This window comes from Agrobacterium sp. T29, from assembly GCF_006970545.1.
GTDB classification, from domain to species: domain Bacteria; phylum Pseudomonadota; class Alphaproteobacteria; order Rhizobiales; family Rhizobiaceae; genus Agrobacterium; species Agrobacterium leguminum.
In genome coordinates this window covers 1,776,072-1,795,276 of record NZ_CP040641.1, presented here as the reverse complement: position 1 = coordinate 1,795,276, position 19,205 = coordinate 1,776,072, and the positions used below count along the sequence as shown (strand labels likewise).

At 61.6% G+C, this 19,205-nt stretch carries 15 protein-coding genes; 9 read left to right on the top strand and 6 right to left on the bottom strand.

The window, feature by feature from the left end; genetic code table 11:
* Nucleotides 1–117: 117 nt before the first annotated feature.
* The 3 genes from FGF54_RS23305 to FGF54_RS23295 all read right to left on the bottom strand — a co-directional run bounded on the left by FGF54_RS23305 (nucleotide 118) and on the right by FGF54_RS23295 (nucleotide 3,252).
* Nucleotides 118–1,140: an ABC transporter substrate-binding protein gene (locus FGF54_RS23305; RefSeq protein ID WP_142781312.1), complete on the bottom strand. Its 1,023-nt coding sequence runs from the start codon at nucleotides 1,138–1,140 to the stop codon at nucleotides 118–120.
* Complete coding sequence (locus FGF54_RS23300; RefSeq protein WP_020811025.1) at nucleotides 1,137–2,198, bottom strand: LacI family DNA-binding transcriptional regulator; 1,062 nt, start codon at nucleotides 2,196–2,198, stop codon at nucleotides 1,137–1,139. The genes FGF54_RS23305 and FGF54_RS23300 overlap by 4 nt, the downstream gene beginning before the upstream one ends.
* 127 nt (nucleotides 2,199–2,325) lie before the next feature.
* Entirely contained in the window at nucleotides 2,326–3,252 is a 927-nt protein-coding gene (locus tag FGF54_RS23295) for a LysR family transcriptional regulator (RefSeq protein ID WP_142781311.1), read from the bottom strand.
* 168 nt (nucleotides 3,253–3,420) lie between these two features.
* On the opposite strand from FGF54_RS23295, the gene FGF54_RS23290 reads away from it, so the two are divergent.
* Nucleotides 3,421–4,536, top strand: coding sequence for an acyl-CoA dehydrogenase (locus FGF54_RS23290; protein WP_246667035.1), 1,116 nt, complete (start codon nucleotides 3,421–3,423; stop codon nucleotides 4,534–4,536).
* Between the two features lie 233 nt (nucleotides 4,537–4,769).
* On the opposite strand, the gene FGF54_RS23285 is transcribed toward FGF54_RS23290, so the two are convergent.
* A complete protein-coding gene (locus FGF54_RS23285; RefSeq protein ID WP_080657567.1) occupies nucleotides 4,770–6,836 on the bottom strand; it encodes a TonB-dependent receptor in 2,067 nt (688 codons plus the stop codon).
* A gap of 297 nt (nucleotides 6,837–7,133) precedes the next feature.
* On the opposite strand from FGF54_RS23285, the gene FGF54_RS23280 reads away from it, so the two are divergent.
* Nucleotides 7,134–7,910, top strand: a complete 777-nt coding sequence (locus FGF54_RS23280; RefSeq protein ID WP_142781309.1) for an IclR family transcriptional regulator — start codon at nucleotides 7,134–7,136, stop codon at nucleotides 7,908–7,910.
* A 2-nt stretch (nucleotides 7,911–7,912) separates the two neighbouring features.
* Here FGF54_RS23280 and FGF54_RS23275 read toward each other — a convergent pair whose 3' ends face one another.
* Nucleotides 7,913–9,214: an NtaA/DmoA family FMN-dependent monooxygenase gene (locus FGF54_RS23275; protein ID WP_142781308.1), complete on the bottom strand. Its 1,302-nt coding sequence runs from the start codon at nucleotides 9,212–9,214 to the stop codon at nucleotides 7,913–7,915.
* Nucleotides 9,215–9,428: 214 nt separating this feature from the next.
* On the opposite strand from FGF54_RS23275, the gene FGF54_RS23270 reads away from it, so the two are divergent.
* From FGF54_RS23270 to FGF54_RS23240, 7 genes are all read left to right on the top strand, one after another.
* Nucleotides 9,429–10,229, top strand: coding sequence for an ABC transporter ATP-binding protein (locus FGF54_RS23270; protein ID WP_142781307.1), 801 nt, complete (start codon nucleotides 9,429–9,431; stop codon nucleotides 10,227–10,229).
* Nucleotides 10,226–11,239, top strand: a complete 1,014-nt coding sequence (locus FGF54_RS23265; protein ID WP_142781306.1) for an iron ABC transporter permease — start codon at nucleotides 10,226–10,228, stop codon at nucleotides 11,237–11,239. Before FGF54_RS23270 ends, FGF54_RS23265 begins: the two co-directional genes overlap by 4 nt.
* An 11-nt stretch (nucleotides 11,240–11,250) precedes the next feature.
* Entirely contained in the window at nucleotides 11,251–12,315 is a 1,065-nt protein-coding gene (locus FGF54_RS23260; protein WP_142781305.1) for an iron ABC transporter permease, read from the top strand.
* A 23-nt stretch (nucleotides 12,316–12,338) separates the two neighbouring features.
* On the top strand, nucleotides 12,339–13,292 hold the full coding sequence (locus FGF54_RS23255; RefSeq protein WP_142781304.1) for an ABC transporter substrate-binding protein: 954 nt from the start codon (nucleotides 12,339–12,341) through the stop codon (nucleotides 13,290–13,292).
* 235 nt (nucleotides 13,293–13,527) lie between these two features.
* Nucleotides 13,528–14,367, top strand: coding sequence for a siderophore-interacting protein (locus tag FGF54_RS23250; RefSeq protein ID WP_142781303.1), 840 nt, complete (start codon nucleotides 13,528–13,530; stop codon nucleotides 14,365–14,367).
* Nucleotides 14,360–14,638 (top strand): phosphopantetheine-binding protein, encoded by a 279-nt coding sequence (locus tag FGF54_RS23245; RefSeq protein WP_142781302.1) that lies wholly within the window; start codon nucleotides 14,360–14,362, stop codon nucleotides 14,636–14,638. The genes FGF54_RS23250 and FGF54_RS23245 overlap by 8 nt, the downstream gene beginning before the upstream one ends.
* Nucleotides 14,639–14,700: 62 nt before the next feature.
* Nucleotides 14,701–17,538, top strand: coding sequence for a condensation domain-containing protein (locus FGF54_RS23240; RefSeq protein WP_142781301.1), 2,838 nt, complete (start codon nucleotides 14,701–14,703; stop codon nucleotides 17,536–17,538).
* A 305-nt stretch (nucleotides 17,539–17,843) separates the two neighbouring features.
* On the opposite strand, the gene FGF54_RS23235 is transcribed toward FGF54_RS23240, so the two are convergent.
* Nucleotides 17,844–19,190, bottom strand: a complete 1,347-nt coding sequence (locus tag FGF54_RS23235) for a condensation domain-containing protein (RefSeq protein ID WP_142781300.1) — start codon at nucleotides 19,188–19,190, stop codon at nucleotides 17,844–17,846.
* Between the last annotated feature and the right edge of the window lie 15 nt (nucleotides 19,191–19,205).

Sequence of the window (19,205 nt, the reverse complement as noted above, 5' to 3'; positions counted from 1 at the left end):
CGCACCGGCCTGCGAAATTGGAAGGTGGAAAAGCGGTCAGGGGACGACCGAACCGCTTTTCCGGGAATGGAGCCGCCCTGACGGACGTTCAGCGCCCCATTCCAAACGGTGAAGGACTTACTGACCGACCTTGGAATTCCACTCCGACAGCCACTTGTCGCGGTTATCGAGAGTCACGTCGGAAGGAATGAGCTGCAGGCTTTTTGCGGTTTCGTCACCATAGGTGATGTTGTTCGCCACCTCGTCGGAAACCTTGACTTCCCTGTTGGTCGGGCTGTCCACCAGCTTTTCGGCCAGCGCCTTCTGAATATCGGTCGAGAGCCAGAAATCCATGAATTGCAGCGCGAGTTCCTCGTTCTTCGTGCCCTTCGGCACCACGAGCACGTTCATGCCGCCGGTCTGGCCTTCCTTGGGCGTTGCCCAGGCGAGCGGCAGGTCGAGCTTGGTGAAAGGCGCCCAGGAGAAGCGGCCGATGGGCGCTGCCCAGATTTCTTCCTGCTGCATCAACTGCACCAGCTGCGAGGATTTGACGTAGAAAGTGACGATGTCGTCCTTCTTTTCGCCCACGGCCTCGATGGCGCCGGAAAGATCGGGCGTGTCCTTGCCGATGGCCTTGCCGAGCATATAAAGCGCCGGCGGGCCCTGGTTGGTGGTGACATTCGGGAAGGCGACGTGGTCGACAATGCCGTCCTTCAGAAGATCGGCCCAGCTGTCGATCTTCATCTTGTCGGTGCGGTAAACGATGGAGGTGGCGTAGAAATTGACGCCGACGCTCATGCCGTCGCCATTCGGATCCTTGGCGATATCATAGAGCTTTTCGATATTCGGAACCTTGGACGCGTCGATCTTCTGGATCAGGTCCTTGCGGGTGGCCGACAGCGCATCGGCCATGGAAACGATGGCGAGATCGACCACCGGATTGGCCTTGTTGGCCTCCATCTTGGCCAGACGCTCAACGCTGTTGCCGGTCTCAACGACCAGCTTGCAGCCGCATTGCTTTTCGAACGGCGTATAGACCAGCTCCTTGAATTCGTCCTGCGCGAAGGCGTAGACGGAAATCGTCAGCGTCTTGTCCTGCGCCTGCGCGGCGCCCATCGTCAACATCAGGGCGGCGCCCGATGCAAGAATGATTTTTTTCATGGTGTGAGTTCTCCTGCTGTCGTTTTTTTGGCTTCAATCGCATCATGCTTTGCCTTGCCGGTGGAGCCGCGCATGATCAGCGCCATCGGTACTTTCGAGATGTCCGCCGTCACATCGACGGCGATGCCGTTTTCGCCCGCGCCGTCTATCGCGCGCAGCAGCGCGCCGACGGCGAGATCGGCGATGCGGCCCATATCCATGCGCATGGTCGTCAAGGGCGGGGTGACCACGGCGGAAAAGATGAGATCGTCAAAGCCGGTGACACTGGCCTCTTCCGGCACCTCGATGCCCTCGCGCTGCAATTCGGTGAGTACGCGCAGCGCATGCAGATCGGATACGGCGGCAAAGGCGGTAAAACCTTCGGCAACCTTCTCTGCAAGACCAAGCCGGCAACCCGCACCGCCCGCCTGTTCAATGGCGTCCACCCAGAGCGTCTGCGTCACGCATGCCTTGCCAAGACCATCGCGAATACCGCCGAGACGGTCGTTCTGCACGTTGGAATCGCGGTTCTTGCCCACCAGCACCACCTTGCGATGGCCAAGCCCCGCCAGATATTCGCCCACCTGCCGGCCGCCATCCCAATGGTCGGCGGCGACCGTGTTGCCGGGCGTCGAGGGGCTGTCGATCACCGCGACGGGACAATCGACATCGGCAATGCGCGTGCCGCGACGGGGAACGATGACCATGCCATCCACACCGCGCTCGATCAACCGGTTGATCGCATCCGTCTGCATGGCGATCTCACCGCGCGAGTCGGCGATCAGCACGCCGTAACCGGCAGTGACGGCCGCCTTTTCGATGGCCTGCGCGATCTGCGGAAAGAGAGGATTGGCAATATCCGGCAACACCAGCCCCAGAACACCGCTTCTGCCGGTGCGCAGCGCCCTGCCCGCCGAACTCGGCACATAGCCCAGCTCGCTTGCCGTCTTGCGAATGCGCTCCACCAGCTCCGGCGAAACGCGGCCCTTGCCCGACAGCGCATTGGACACGGTTGCCGCCGACACGCCGAGTGCCGCTGCTATCGCGCTCAGATTGGTGGCAGGCCGTGAAGACGCCATGATGGTCCGGAAGGGCTGATTAAACGTTTAATCACGATAATCGAGCATGGCCGCCCTGTCGAGTCCAACGGAGGGCAAAATCGGCGAAAACCCGGGCATAAAGTCTAACTGCCCGAAAAAAGTGCGATTATTTTTGCGAGGCTTCGCTGTTCACTGCGCGGTATGCCTCAACCTGCCGCACCAGCCAGTCACGAAACAGCACAACCGGCACGTGGTTGGCGCGCGAAAGCGGCGCCACGGCATAATAGGAGCTGGGGCTTCTGGCCTGATGATCGAAGGCCTTTACCAGTTGCTTCGATTTCAGCTCGTTATCGATCAGGAAAAGCGGCATCAACGCCACGCCGAGCCCGGCGATGCAGGCCTGCGCCACGCTGGAAAATTGCTCGAAGCGCATCCCCTGCGGCAAGGCGAGCGACAGGCCGAGGCTTTCGAACCAGTGACCCCATGCGCCCGGCCGCGAGGCCATGTGCAGCAGCGGCAGGGCGGCGATATCCTCTCCCTTTTCCACGGGATGGGCGCTGAGGAATTGCGGGCTGCACACCGGCGCGACCATTTCATGCATCAGAAAGGTGCTTTCCGCCCCCGGCCAGTCGGCCTGACCGATATGGATCGCCATATCGAGCTGCTCGCGCTCAAAATCGAATTGCCCGATGCGGGTGGCGAAATTGATGGTGATTTCAGGGTGGTTCGCCACGAAATCCGGGATACGCGGCAGAAGCCAGCGGGTGCCGAATGTGGGCAGCATGGCGAGGTTCAGCGTATTGCCATGCGTTTTGGTCATGATCTGCAGCGACGCGGAGCGTATCTCGCCAAGGGCGGAGGCAATCGATTTTGCATAGGCGCGGCCCTCTGTCGTCAGCGCCACGCCGCGTGCGCCGCGTTCGAACAGGCGCACGCCAAGCTGTTCTTCCAGTGACATAACCTGCCGGCTGATCGCCCCCTGCGTCAGGGCAAGCTCATCGGCGGCGGCCGAAAAGCTGCCGAGCCGGGCCACGGAATCGAAGGCGGCGAGCGCGCTGGTGGAGGGCAGGAGTTTGCGGCTGAGAGACGTCATGAGCCATTACTATATGTAATGCAAAAATGAGTAAACATGGCTTGTGCCGACTGGCTCGAATACCAATAATCCGGCCAGCAAATCCGGAGGCATCACGTGAGAGAACACGCAGCATTCAATTGGCAGGACCCTTTTCTGCTCGAAGACCAACTGAACGACGACGAGCGGATGATCCGCGACGCCGCCGCCGCCTTCGGCAAATCGGAACTCTTGCCGCGTGTCTCCGAAGCCTATCTTTCCGAGACCACCGAACCGGAACTGTTCCGCCTGATGGGCCGCACCGGCCTGCTCGGCGTCACCCTGCCGGAAAAATATGGCGCGGCCAATGCCAGCTATGTGGCTTACGGCCTCGTCGCCCGCGAGGTGGAGCGGATCGACAGCGGTTACCGCTCGATGATGAGCGTGCAGTCCTCGCTCGTCATCCATCCGATCTTCGCCTATGGCTCGGACGAGCAGAAGAAGAAATACCTGCCCGGCCTCGTCTCGGGCGAGTTGATCGGCTGTTTCGGCCTGACCGAGCCGGATGCCGGCTCCGATCCCGGCGGCATGAAGACCCGCGCCGAAAAGGTCGCCGGAGGCTATCGCCTGCGCGGTTCGAAAATGTGGATTTCCAATGCGCCAATCGCCGATGTCTTCGTCGTCTGGGCGAAATCGGAAGCCCATGACAACCAGATCAGGGGCTTCGTGCTGGAAAAGGGCATGAAGGGCCTCTCCGCCCCCAAGATCGGCGGCAAGCTGTCGCTGCGCGCCTCCATTACGGGCGAGATCGTTCTGGACGGTGTGGAAGTGGGCGAAGACGCGCTGCTGCCCCATGTTTCCGGCCTGAAAGGCCCGTTCGGCTGCCTCAACCGCGCCCGTTACGGCATTTCCTGGGGTGTGATGGGAGCGGCAGAAGATTGCTGGTTCCGCGCCCGGCAATATGGTCTCGACCGCAAGCAGTTCGGCAAGCCGCTCGCCGGCATGCAGCTTTATCAGAAGAAGCTCGCCGACATGCAAACCGAAATCGCGCTCGGCCTTCAGGCATCGCTCCGCGTCGGCCAACTGATGGACGACCACAAGATGGCGCCGGAAATGATCTCCATCATCAAGCGCAACAATTGCGGCAAGGCGCTGGATATCGCCCGCCAGGCCCGCGACATGCATGGCGGCAACGGCATCCAGATCGAATATCACGTCATGCGCCACGCCCAGAACCTTGAGACGGTCAACACCTATGAGGGCACGCACGACGTCCACGCGCTGATCCTCGGCCGGGCGCAGACGGGCATTCAGGCGTTTTTCTGAGGCTTATGGACCGGAGCGGGGACGGCGTCGGTCATAGTAAACGGCGACATTTCTTCTCACCGTCATTCCGGCCTTGAGCCGGAATGACGGAGGGAGAGTGCATAACGCCCCGGCAAATGTGAGCCGGCCCTCCGCGGCATGCTCAAATCGTATCATCGGGAACAGTCCCCTGAAACAGAAAGGCCTTCGAAGATCGCTTCGAAGGCCTTTTGCTTTTCAAATCCGGCAATGGCTCAGAACGTGCCGCGAATACCGACGCCAAACATGCGCGGTTCAGTCATGCTCGCCTCGATGCCGCCAATTCCGCGGTTTTCCTTCATCAGCGTCGGTGCGCGCTCATCGAAGACGTTCTTGACGTAGGCGTAGAATTCAAGCTCCTCCTGGAACTTGTAGCTCGCCCGCACATCCGCGATCGTATAGGGATCGATCGCGTAAACGGCCTTGTTATCCGTGTCGGAATAATAGCCGTCGAGATGGCGCACCTGCCCCGAAACGGTGAATTTATCCGTCACGTCCCAGCTAGCGCCGACGGTGAAGCTGTAACCCGGCGACTTGGCGAATTCCTTGCCGACATAGGCGGCATTGCTGGAAATCTCGTCGATCTTCGTCTTCAGCAGACCGGCGCTGGCCTTCAGCGTCAGATTGTCGAGGACCTGATAATCCACGCCGATTTCCAGACCGTAGGCATGGGCCTCCTCGGCATTGACGGTGTAGGACTCGCTGATGCCCGTGGAGACAACCACCGGCACGTTAAACTGGGCGTTCTTCATGTCCATGTAGAACAGGTTGCCGTTTACCGTCAGCGTATCGTCCAGCAGGCTGGCGCGGGTGAACAGCTCGTAGTTCCAGATGGTTTCCTTGTCGAAGGTGCGCCATTTGCTGGTCGTCAGGTCGAATGCGACGCCGCCGGGATTGTAACCGCGGCTGATCAGACCGCCCACCGTCCAGTCGTCATTGATGGCGTAGGCCAGCGACGCCTTGGGCAGGATTTCCGAGAAGGTTTCGTCATAATTGACCGAGCTTCTGCTGGTGGCGGAGAGCGTCCGGTAACCGGCGCGCTGAATCTGGTCCTGCTGGTAGCGCAGGCCGCCGGTCAAGGTCCATTGATCGGTCAGGCGATAGCTCAACTCGCTGAAGAGGCCGAGATTGTCCTTGGTATCGTTGAAGCGCGAGGTTCCACGCAGATAAAGCACCTCGTCGGCTTTCGTATGTGCGTAATAAATACCCGCGACACCGCTCAGCACGTCTTCCTGATCACCGAAGGTCACGCGTGTTTCATGGGACGTGTTCTTCAGGTCGATATCGGCATCACCCGTATTCGCAATGCCGACCCGGCGCTTGGCGATGGACGAGGAGAACTGCGTCTGGTTGAACAGTTTCACGCCGTTTTCGAAATCGTAGTTGATGTCGAGAATGCCGGTATTGGTGTACTGGCTGAAATTCGGCATCGTCGTGGTGACGTGGTTGAGATCCTCGAAGGGGCGCGATGCCGCTTCCTGGCTCGGCCGGTTAGAGGCGTTGTAGGAATAGGTGAGTTTCGTCGAAAGGCCGGGAATTTCCGACGGTTCCCAGAGAAGCTTGAAGCGACCGTTGAATTCCTTGAAGTTCTGGTCCGTTCCCTCATGGGCGAAGGCGGAATTGATGTAGTCGATGAAGGTATCGCGGCCGGAATAATCGATCGCCATACGCGCCGCCAGCTCATCCTCGATCAGTGGACCGGAAAAGGCGAAGGAACCGCGCTTCTGGTGATAATTGCCGATTTCCGCCTGATAGCTGGCTTCCGGCGTAAAGGTCGGGTCCTTGGTGTTGACGAGGATCGCGCCGGCAATGGCGTTGGCGCCCTGCGAGGTGGTCTGCGGGCCGCGGAACACCTCGATGCTTTCGACATCCCAGATGGAGCTCGCGCCATAGATGAACTCGTTATAACCGAGATAATGGCCGTCGACATTGATCGTCGCGCGCGGCACCGTGCCGGTGAAGAAGGCGATGGAGCCGGTATTCGGTCCCTGCGTATCCTGTCCGCGAATAATCGGGGCGCTGACATTGTCGGTGTAAACGACGTTCGGAATATCCTTGATCGCTTCCGATACGGTCGGGTCGCCGGTCTTTTCCTTCTTGATTTTATCCCCGGATATGACCGAAACGGACGACGCCGTGTTCTTCATGTCGCGCGCCACTTTTTCACCGGTCACGACGATCGGCTTCAGGACGGTGGTGCCCGCCGTCGTTGCCTGCTGATCCTGACCGAGAACCGGCGTCACAAACAATGTCGCCAGCGTCAGAGCGCTGACCCCGCTCATCAAACGACCGTTAGAGCTAAACCCCATCACACACCCCTAATAAACATGAGTATTAAAGTCATATTCAAGTAACGGAAGCGTTATCCGTTTCGCAATAGAGAATGCGTTCTGTATTGCGGACAAAAAGGCTTCCGTAACGGGATGTGCCATATTTACAACAAAGTTTACCGACCGCCGTTTGCTCACCCGCAGCGTTTCGAAAGGAAACAGCATAGTTCCGTCCGCAGAAATCCATTCCGATTTCCGGTGCGATGCGTTAGGCATGCTCAACAAAACGGGGGAACGCGCTTGAACGCCATGGATGACGATTCTGACAATCTGCCGGAAAACGAGGGCGAAAAGCGCTCTGCCCTCATTCAATCGGTATCGATAGCGGCACGTTTCCTCAATCTTCTCGCCAGATCGGACAGGGCGCTGGCACTTGGCGAACTGGCAAAACGCGCCGGCACCGGCCGTTCCACGGCGCATCGCTACATGCAAAGCCTCGTGCGGGAGGGGCTGGTGATACAGGACCCCGCAAGCGGCAGTTACGATCTCGGACCTGCGGCGCTGGGCATAGGCATCAGCGCGCTCAGGCGAATCAATCCGGTCGAAACCGCGGGCCGCCAGATGAATGCGCTTGCCTCCAGGATCGGCGCCAGCTGCGGCGTGGCGATCTGGACCGAACGCGGCCCGACCGTGGTGCGGTGGGCGAGAAGCGCCAGCTTTTCCATCAGCACCGTAGCGCTCGGCGATGTTCTGCCGCTGGACAACAGCGCCTGCGGGCTGGTTTTTCAGGCCTACCTGCCACCGGACAGGATAGCCGCCGTGCGCAGGCTGCAACCGGCCGCCTTTCGTGGCTCCCGTCCCGATGCCGGCATTCTGGAAACCATTCGTGAGGTCGGCGGCGCGGAACTCAATGAACATCTGTTCTCCGCCCTGACGGGCAAGGCGGCGCCGGTTTTCGACGCCCAGGGCGAACTCTGTTGTGTCGTCACCACCGTATCCTTCGTGGCCACCGCCGAGACCGAACAGCATTTTTCCCGGCTGATCGAATCCGCCAGACAGGCGACGGCCGAATCCGGCGGCGTATAAGCCTATTCGGCCAGATGTTCCGCAAAGGTGCGGCCGGAATAAGCGGTGCGGAACAGCCCGGCATCGGCGAGCTTCGGCAATAGCCGCTCCAGCACCAGCCGCATGGATGCCACCGAACCACCGGGCACCGCGACGAAACCGTCGATCGCACCGGCAGCCGCCCATTCGCGGATGGCCTCAAGGGCATCTTCAACAGTACCGATGATCTGCCAATGGCCCGACCCCATCACTTCCGGACGTCGCAATAATTCCGCAACACTCAGCGTCTCCCGCTCGATCAGCCGGCGCAGCAGGCCGGCATGGGTGCGGCTTCTCGGTGTCTCCGGCGGCGGCGGCAGGTCGGAGGCGGTAACGATCCGCGTGAGCGGCCAGTCCGTGAGATCAAGACCCGTCATATCGCGGATGGAGGCAAAAGCGCGGGCGCGGTTGGCGCGGGCATGGGTCTCCGCGAAGAGTTCCAGCGCCTCCCTGCCGGTCTCCGCGAGATAGAGGCTGAGGCCCGGCATCAGCTTCACGCCGTCGGGGTTGCGACCGTGGCCCTCGGCACGCCGCCGCAAATCCGCCCTGAGTTCGATGGCCGCCTGCATATCCGGCGTCGAGGCAAAGACAGCATCGGCCACCGACGAGGCGAAATCACGGCCCTCGGGAGAAGCGCCCGCCTGCACCAGCGGAATGCGGCTGGCATGGGACGGCAGGTTGAGCGGGCCTTTGACGCTGAAATGCCTACCCTCATGCGCCACCGGCCGCACCAACGAGGAATCCGCGAACCGACCGCTTTCCCGGTCGAGTTTGAGAGCTTCGTTCGGAAAGCTCGCCCAGAGCTGCTGTACTACCTGCGTGAATTCGGCGGCGCGCTCGTAACGCTCCTGCGGCGAAGGCATCTCTTTCAGGCCGAAATTTTCGTGCCCCTCAAGCGCCGTGACGATATTCCACCCCGCCCTGCCGTTGCTCAGCCAGTTCAGCGACTGGATCTGGCGGGCCACCACATAGGGCGGCAGAAATGTGGTCGAAACGGTGGACAACAGCCCGACATGGCTAGTTTCCCGCGCAATGGCCGCAAGAAGCATGGTCGGATCCATGCTGGCAAATCCGCCGCCGGTCTCCAGCCCCTCGGTGCGCAGAAAAAGCGTATCCGGCCGAAACACGAAATCCACATGCGCGGCTTCCGCGCGCTGCGCCAGATCGACGAAATAATCGCTGGAAAACACCCCGTTTATATCGCTGTCCGCGCGCCGCCATGCCTCGCCGCTGAGCCAGGTTGGGGCCAGCGACATGCCGATATGAAGCTTGGCTGCGACTGACATGATGCACCTCGACTGAAATAACCGGCAGGAAATCTGCACGTTGAATCGGCAAATTTCGATTTGTGGAGAGTTTTACTATAGTTTAGTGTCGCTTCAAGACCACACCGTCGCGCCTGCCGGAAAGAAATGCTTTTTCCACGGGTTAGACTTTTAAATTCAAATACTTATAAAGACCGTGCGGCGTCTCGACGCATGGACGTATGAATAACAGGAGTTGTATCCGGTGCTTGACGCCACGGACCTTCACGCCAGCTATGGACATGTTCCCGTCCTGCGGGGGATTTCCGCCCGTTTCAGATCAGGCCGCGTCACCGCGCTGGTCGGCCCCAATGGCTGCGGCAAGTCGACGCTGTTGAAGACCATCATGGGTTTCGTGCCTTTGTCATCGGGCGCGATAAGGCTCGGCGAGCGTTCGATCGGCGAGATCGGACGCCGCGAACTGGCGCGGCGCATCGCCTATCTGCCGCAGGAGTGCCATTGCCCCGACTATATGACGCTCGGTGAGCTGATCGAGCTTGCCGGTTATGCCCGCTACGGTCTTGCGGGCGGCCCGTCCGAACGCGACCGCGCGCTTTTTGCCGAGGCGCTGAAGACCGTCGGGCTGGAAGACAAGGCGAAAGCGCAGGTCAACACGCTTTCCGGCGGCCAGCGCCAGCGCGCCTTCATCGCCATGGTGCTGGCGCAGGATACGGACGTGATCCTGATGGACGAGCCGGTCAATCATCTCGATATGAAATATCAATATGCCGTTCTCGGCCTCGTGCGCGAACTGACGGACAGGCATGGCAAGACCGTCATCGTCGTGCTGCACGATCTCAACCTCGCCTCCACCTTCGCCGATGATGTCATCATGCTGAAAGCCGGGCGGGTTCTGGCGTCCGGGCCGGTGGAAAGAACGGTCACACCCGAAAATGTCGCCGAGGTCTTCGATCTCGAAGCGGATATCTTCTCCCGGCAGGGGCGGCTCATCTGCGTGCCCCGGCTGGAGCGGCAGGAACAGGCCATCCCGGCATGACCCCGAAAATAACGCTGATTTTCGCCGCCGCGCTGCTGCTGGCTGCCATCCTCGCCATCAATCTGCTGGTAATGTCCGGCGAAATGCCGCCGGCCGAAATCCTGGCGACGCTCTGGCGCGGCGAGGCCGACAGCTATGAGCAGTCGGTGCTTCTCTATCAGCAGATCCCACGCGCGCTGATTGCCATCTATGTGGGGGCGACGACGGCCGTCAGCGGTTGTGTGCTGCAGGGGCTTGCGCGCAATCCCCTCGCCTCGCCCTCCACCCTGGGGCTGAATGCCGGCGCGACGCTTTTTGTGATTGCCGGTGCGCTGGTGTTCGATTTCTCTCCGGAAATACAGGGCCTTGCAGCACTCGCGGGCGCCGGCTTCGGTTTTGCCGCCTGTTTCGTCGTCGCGCGTCTCGCCGGGCGGGCGAACGATCCGCGCGGCCTGTCGCTCATCCTTTCCGGCGCGCTGGTTTCCATGCTGCTGATCGGCGTGACCAACGCCCTGCTTCTCTCCAACCCCACACGCCGGGCCGAGTTCCTCAGCTGGGTGGGCGGCAATATCAACCACGTCTATGCCGAGCGCCTCACCGATTTCTGGTGGATCGGCGCAATTGCGCTCGTCATGTTGTGGGCGGTCGCCAGGCCGCTGACGCTGGTTCTGCTGGGCGCGGAAAAGGCCGCCTCCGCCGGTGTGAATGTCACGCGTATTTCCCGGGTCGCGCTCTTCGCCACCATGCTGGCCTCGGGTTCGGCGGTGGCGATCTGCGGCCCCATCGGCTTCGTCGGCCTCATCGTACCGCATATGATCCGGCCGCTGGTTGGTGTGAATTTCACGCTTGCCCTGCCGGCCTCTGCGCTTGTCGGTGCGGGCCTCTGCGTGCTGGCCGATCTTGGCGCGCAAACCCTGTTTGCGCCCTATGTGGTGAATACCGGGCTGTTCATGGACCTGCTTGGCGGTCTCGTCTTCATCGTCATCGTCAAGCGCTTCTATCTGTCGCCTTCGGCAAGGGGGCTGTCATGAAGGGGGCTTTCATGAAACGGCATTTCGCCACCGACGGCAAAGCCGTCCTCCGGCTTCCGAGCGGCCTGCAGATCGGCATCGGAAATCTGAAGGCCGGCCTTGCGCTGATGGTGCTGGCGCTGGCGCTCGCCGCCCTGTCCGTCAGCCTCGGCAATACCGAAACGGGCCTCGCCGATCTCCTGCGCGGCTTGGTGGGCGGGCACCTCGGCGACGATCAGGCCTATGCGCTGTGGACGGTGCGGCTGCCGCGTATCCTCATCGGTTTCATGGCCGGCTGGAGCGTGGCGCTGGCGGGCGCCATGCTGCAATCCGTCGCCCGCAATCCGCTCGCCGATCCCGGCCTGTTCGGTCTAAGCCAGGGGTCGATGACCACCATCATGCTGCTTCTGGTGCTGGTGCCAGCCGCACCCAAGACGCTGGTGGCGCTTGCGGCCGTCGGCGGCGGTCTGGCCGTCGCCTTTCTTCTCATCGCCCTCGTCGGGCGGGAACGCTCGAGCGGCCTTGCCATATTGCTGATGGGCATCGCAATTGAATCGGCGCTTTCCTCCGTCTCCTCCGTGCTTCTACTCTACACACCGGCCGAAACCTCGCTGTCGCTGGCCGACTGGATGGCGGGTTCGCTGTTTCAGGCAAGCTGGTCCACCATCCTCGTTTTCGCCCCCCTCTTCGCCGCAAGCCTTGTGGGCATTTTTCTCATCGGCCGGGCGCTCGCGGTCTTCGATCTCGGCAATGAAATGGCCATGGCGCTCGGTGAAACCGTCAGGCATTCGCGCCCGCTCGTCATTGTTTTTGCGGTCATCCTCAGCGCCTCCTCGGTTACCGCCGTCGGCCCGCTGACCTTTCTCGGCGTTATCGCCCCGCATCTCGCCACCTTCGTTTCCCCCGCCGTCGGGCGCGCCAGGCTTTTCCTGTCGGGGCTTACCGGCGGCATTCTGGTCGTCACGGCCGATGCCCTGTCGCGCGGACTGGTGGCCGATACGCCGATGCCGATCGGCCTTGCGCTGACGCTGATCGGCGTGCCGCTTTTCATCCTCACGCTGCGCCTTCAGGCGCTGCGCAGAACCAACAGCCACTGAAGACATCGAATAAAGGAAATGCCATGCGAATTGCCATCCTCATCGCCGCACTTCTGGCCGCCGGAACGAGCCTCGCCGCCGAGCGCAGCGTGACCGATGCCGCCGGCCGCAGCGTCTCCGTTCCTGAAAAGCCACAGCGCATCGTCGTCATGCACGAGCCGCTGCTCGGCGTGCCGCTGATGGATCTCGACGCCAATGTGGTCGGCGCCTATGGCCGCAACAGCGACGGCAAATTCGCCACCGCCGTCGATTTCGTCGACACCGTTCTCGGTGAAGGCCGCACGAAACCGAAGGGTTTCGGCGCGGTTGGCCAGATCGACCTCGAAAAACTGCGGGCGCTGCAACCAGACCTGATCGTCGCCACGGAAATGGATGGCGGCAAAGCCGAACAGCTCTCCACCGTCGCCCCCGTCTATCTGCAAAAAGTCAGCACCGGCCATGCCTACGGTTTCAGCGTCGAAGAAAACCTTGCCGCCCTGGTCGGGCGAAGCGATGTCTTTGCCGAGCGCCGGAAGACCTATGACACGAAGCTCGCCGCCGTCAAAAAGACGCTGGGCGACGATATCAAGGGCAAGACCTATCTCGCGATCCTGCTGACCGACCAGATCAATGCGGTGGGTGATATGTCCGGCGCGGTGCAGGCATTGGAGGATCTGGGTTATACCCGCCTGAAGATCGACAACGCTGCCTCTTCGGGCGGCATGGGCTCGACCCTGATGATGCCGCTGAGCGCCGATGCCTTCGGCAAGCTCAATCCCGATCTGCTGGTGGTGATGAACAGCTATACCAGCCCCGCCCGCGGCGAGGCCGGAACGCGCGCCGCCCTTGAAAAGATCATTCCCGGCTGGGAGCGTTTCGTAAAACCGGCGCGCGAGAAAAGGATCGTTTTCCTCGATTCCACCAGGGTCACGACGCCTTCAATCCCGAGCGCCCTGCACACACTGGATGAGGTGGAAAGCTGGGCAGGCCGCCGCTGAACGGCTTTATCCAAAGCCAATCCCGGCACGATTTACGTGCCGGGTATAAACTTGAGTTTTTGGAGAAAGTTATATTGCCGGGGCCGAAACCGCCTGTTATGGTTCGCGCATCTTGACGCAACGACGCCGGAACATCGCGCCGGACGAGACCCCCCAATGCGCGATCGTCCGGCACGCCGACCCGGGACAGCGAAACCGCCGAACCCGTCGGCGATATCCCAGGAAAGACAACAGCATGAGCATGCCAGAAACCGTAGATTCCCCCATTCCGGACCGCACTCCCAAACGCCATCGCCACCCCGTCGCGCTGCGCGCGCTCAATGTCGCGCGTGTCGAAAAGCTCAGCCGGTCCATGGTCCGCATCGTCCTGACCGGGCCGGAACTGGAGGGCTTTGCGAGCCTCGGTTTTGACGACCACGTCAAGATGTTCTTTGCCCAGCCCGGCGAAACCGAACCGAGCCTGCCGGTGATCGGCCCGAACGGCATTGAATTCCCGGAAGGTGCGCCGCGCCCGCTAGCGCGCGACTACACGCCGCGCAGCTTCAACGCCGAAAAGGGCGAACTCGCCATCGATTTCGCCACCCATCACGACGGCCCCGCCAGCAACTGGGCGAAGGCCGCCAAAGCGGGTGACAAAGCGTGGATCGCCGGTCCGCGCGGCTCCTTCACCGTTCCCTTCACCTACGACTGGCATCTGCTGATTGCCGACGATACCGGCCTTCCCGCGCTGGCGCGGCGGCTGGAGGAAATGCCTGAGGGCACCCGCGTCGTGGCGCTGATCGAGGTCGAGACGGATGCCGACCGGCTGGAGCTCACGACGAAGGCGGATGCGTCTATTGTCTGGGTGACGCAGAAGACGGAGAACGGAACCGACCACGACGCGCTGGTGGGCGCGCTGCGCAAGCTTGACCTGCCGAAGGGCGATTTCTTCAGCTGGGTCGCCTGCGAATCGAAGGCTGCAAAGGAGGTTCGCGCCCTTCTGGTCGAAGAATTCGGCGCCAACCCCAAATGGACTCGCGCTTCCGGTTACTGGCGGCGCGGCGCCAGCGGCGTTCACGATCATTTCGATGAATGAACCGGCAATCGCGGCGGACGCCATGCCGGAAGCGGAAACGACGATGACGGAACTCAAGGCCCTTATCGCCAGGGTTCTCGACGATGAAGTGCGCGACATCGAACCGGGGGACAACCTGTTCGGTCGCGGGCTTCATTCGCTTGCCCTCATGCGGCTGATGCCACCGCTTTCCCAGCTTGCCGGGACACGGCTCGATTATGAGGATCTGGCCCGGCAGCCCACGCTTGCCGCCTGGCAGGCGCTCATCGAACGGTCGCGCGCGGGACATTGATCCCGCGACGCAGCACTTTTCGCGCCGGAGCGCGATTCCCGAATATTTCCAAGGAGAGGACCATGGCAGCAGACAATACGCGTATGCTCGCACGTCGCGTCGAAGAAACTTTCGACAGGGGGGATGCAGCCCCGCCCAGCCAATACGAAGAACGGGTCTGGTTCGAGCAGTTTCAGGATCCCGATCAGGTCTTCCGCGCCCTTCTCGCCTATCGCATCGGTGAAGAGTGCGATCTGCTGCGCCTGACCTCGGCGCTGAAGACGCTTTGCGAAGTCTGGCCCGAACTTCGTGCACGCTTTGCCTTCGGCGAGGACGGCACGCTTACCAAGAGCATCGAGGCCCCGTCCGCATCCATCGTGCAACTGCTGCATGTTCCATCGGCAGGCGAGGCCCTGACTTTGCTACACGACCTTCAGGCAAGGCCCTTCGATGCCGAGACCGACCCGCCGTTTCAGGCCGTCGTGCTTTTGAGCGAGGGAGAAATCCTGCTGGCATTTCTGGTCCACGGCCTGCTCGGCGAAGTCCTCTCGCCGCAAATCCTGCTGGAAGGCATTACGGCGGCCTATGCCGGTGAGACACCGAAACCGCTTTCGCCGCGCGCGGTCGAAAGTAACAGTGTCGACCCGCTTCCGCTCGGCTGGCTGCAACGTCCGGCCTCCGGCTCGACCGTCGTGGCGCTGCGGCAAAACGGGGTCGACAGGCCGGCGAGCCACAGCCACGGCATCGATCTTCCCGCCACCCTGCTCGGCCTTAACAGCTCCACGGCGACGAATGCGCTTCTGGCCCGCGCCGGATCGCGTTTTGCCCTTTTCCTGGCGAAAAACGGCGGTCCCGAGACAGTAACCCTGCGCCTGCAGCCCGGTGTTGGCGCTTCAATGCCGATGTCAGCCGAGGCTGCGGCACGGGTAGCGATCTCCTGCGACCAAACGCCCGAACAGGCTGAAAAAGCCGTGCTGTCCGGTCTGGAGCAGCGAAACGACAATGAGGGCGGAACCGCCACCTTCACGCTGCAGGCGCTCGCGACACCCGTTCAGGCCATATCGGAGCATGGGCTCCAGTTTGAGCACCTGCCCCTGCCCTCCCTGCAATCCGGTCTCGGCCTGACGCTTGCCGCCGGTCCGACAGCCGCCGGCGATATCCGCCTCGAACTGACGGGCGGCAGGGAGACATCGCCGCATGCGACGGCCTTCCTGCTGGAGCGTTTCGTCAGCCATCTCGAAGGCGGCGCGGATTTTTCCGGCATCGCCCCTCAAAACGCCGCGACAGCACCGCAGCAGGCGGCCCTTTCGCCCGCTGCTTCCGGTGAGAACGACGACGACACCGTCGCAACGATCCTTGCGGAATTCCGTGAAGCGCTCGTCTCGCCCGACATGGGGCCGGATGACGATTTCTTCGATTTCGGCGGCCATTCGCTGATTGCGACGCGTATCATCGGACGTCTTCTCAGCAATCACGGCATCGAGCTGCGCTTCAACGACCTGTTCAGCTACCCGACCGCCGCTTCGCTCGCAAAACAGGCGACCCGGCTCGAAACCGCAGCACCCGCACAGGCCGAAGCGACGGCGAGCGGCTCGCTCACCGCACCGCTTTCGCTGGCGCAGATGTCGCTCTGGAAGGCCTATGCCGCCTTCGGTTTCGGCGAAATCTTCAACATTCCCTTCGCGCTCGATTTCCTCGATCCCGTGGATGAGAATGCCTTCGAATGCGCCTTCCTCGATATCATCGAGCGCCATCCCGGCCTGCGGACCCATTTCTACGTCGAAGACGATACGGTTCTGCAAAAGATCGTGCCGATGCACGATCTGCCCGGTTACAAATGGTTCTGGACCAGCGAAGAAAGCCAAGGTGTGGACCGGCACGCGGAGGCCGGCTGGCGGTTCGATCTTGCGCATGAACTGCCGATGCGGCTGCGCTTCCTTAAGGATGCGCAGACCGGCCGTCAGGTGCTTTCCTTCCTTTTCCATCACATCGTACTCGACGAATGGTCGGTGAACCTGATGATGGACGAGCTGACCGAAGCCTATCGGGCAAGGGCGGCGGGCAAGGCCCCTGTCTTTGCCACCAAGCCGGCGCCCTTCCATGAATTTGCGAGAAAACAGGTCGCGTCAGGCGTCAATGCCGGCCACCTTGCCTATTGGACCGATATGCTGCGGGATGCGCCGAAAGGCCTTACCCTCAACGGACAGGACGGCACGCCGCACGAGGCATCGCAGGACGAAGCACCGGCAGGCGGCTGGATCGAGTTCAAGCTGGAAAAACATGTCAGCGACGGGCTTTACGCCATTGCCAAGCAGAACAGCGCATCGCTGTTCAACGTGGTTTACGCCGCCATTGCCGCATCGCTGCGCCATCTCGGCGGGTTGAGCGATCTCGTGGTCGGCACCTCGGCTTCGGGCCGCACCGATAGCGGTTATTTCGATACGATCGGTTATTTCACTACGGTTGTCGCCCATCGCGTGCGTTTCGGTGAGACCATGACCGTCGGCGACCTGATTTCCTCGGTGAAGAACACCATCAACGGCTCGCTGGAACATAGCGAAATCCCGATCGATCTCGTCGAGGAAGCGCTGGGCATGACGCCCGGCCGCGATCATCTGTTCGAGGTCTTCATCCAGATCCACGCCAAGAACAAGCTGAACGGCACCCTTGCCGGGCCGGATGGCAAGCCGGTGGAGTTCCGCCAGATCGATCCCGACAAGCATGAATCCATGCTCGGGCTGCAATTCGAGGTGATGGAAGAGACGATCGGCGGCGAGCGTTCCATTCGCGTGCTGATGAGCTACCGCTCGGACCGCTACGGACCGCAGGACGTCGAGCGGCTGCGCAACACCACCAGCGGCGTCTTCAGCCGCTTTGCCGAAGCCGGCGCTTCGAGCCGCGTGCTGAAAACGCTCGCCTGAGCTGGAATTGGGCAAGAAAAACCCGGCTTCGCCTTAGCGGAGCCGGGTTATTTTTTTGCCTATGAACGCTGATGAGAATGTATTGGCGCGGCCCCTGCATCCGCACGCAGTCACCCCGGGCTTGGTCCGGGGTCCAGTGCGATCAAGTCCTTGATCGCGAGAGAGGCCTTTCACGGCGCAGACGCGCCGTGGCTGGATGCCGGATCTAGTCCGGCATGACGGAAAAGGGATTGTCCGTCTTTATCGGCAACGTATGCCCGGCCTCACACCCTGAAGCCGGCCTGGCATTCGCCCACAGTCACCCCTCAAACCGCCAGACGGAACGCCGTGGACGCCTCCGCCGCCGCAAGCGTCAGCGCCTCTTCGCGTAGCATGGCATTGAGGAACAATGGCAACTCCTCGCGGTAACGGGCGAAATCCTCCGCTTGCGTCAGCGCTGAATCCGCATCGATATGCAGGTTCAGCTCGCTGCCGTCATCCTCGCCACGGAAGGTCAGGTTGAACCCGTCGCCGGGACCGTTGGCAAGGATGTGCCTGATAACAGTGAGCCCGGTAAAGACCGGCGCGCTGAAGGGCAGGACATTGATGAGCGGCGAGAAGAAGAAGCGCCGGCCCTTCGGGATTTCCCGGTCGGCGGCGATCTGCTCGATGCGGTAGCGGCCATGCAGGCGCTGCTTTCGCAGATTGGCGGCGTTGCGCGTCAGAAATGCGCCGAGGCTCTCTCCCGGCTCGATGGTGAGATGGAAGGGCAAAATATTGACGAGCATGGCCGGCATATGCGCGCCGACGCTGCCCCAGCGGCTCATGAAGGGCAGCCACAAGGTCAGCACATCGCGGTCCGGCCGCGGCAGGACACGGTGGAGATAAAGGCCGGAAAGCAGCACCAGAAGGTCCGGCCAGCCGATTTCCATTGCGCCCGCCACCTGTTGCAACCGCGTGCTGAAACCCTGCGGCAAGGCCGCGTCCGTATGCAGGCCGCCGCCGCCATAATCCTCGCAATCCTTGTCCAGCACCGGCAGATCGGCGGGTGCGGCAAGATAGGCCGCCCAGAAATCGCGGTCCTTTTCAAAACGCCGGCTTTGCTTATAGGCATCCTCTTCGGCAAGGAAATCGCCGAAGGGGTGGAAATCCGGACCCGCTTCGCCCTTGCCGCAATAGTGCCCGTAAAGCTGACCGCAGCGCTGCTCCACCAGCGTCAGGCCATAACCATCAACGACGATATGATGGGCGCGGATATACCAGAGGTAACGATCGTCGGCGATACGGTAGAGCAGCTGCGCCGAAAGCCTGTCGGTTCTGAGATCGAGCCTTGCTTCCACATCCGCGTTCATGCGCCGCAGCGCCTCTTCCAGGGGAGCGGCATCGCCGCGAAGATCGACAAGCTCCACCACCGGGGCATGGCTTGGGTCGCAGCATTGCTGCGGCGTCTCGCCGTCGTCGCCGATGCGGAAACGGATCGACAGGACTTCGGATTCGCGCACGGTGCGTTTGATCGCCTGAAGAAGAGCGCTTTCATTCACCGCGCCGGAAAGATCGATGTAATGGGCGACGGTGGAAACCGGCTCGTCGGGATGGAAGGAAAACTCCTCCCAGAAATCGAGTTGCGGCTGCGTCAGTGGAAGCCAGCCGCCGGCAGGATCGATATGCGCCATCTGTTTTTCCTTGCA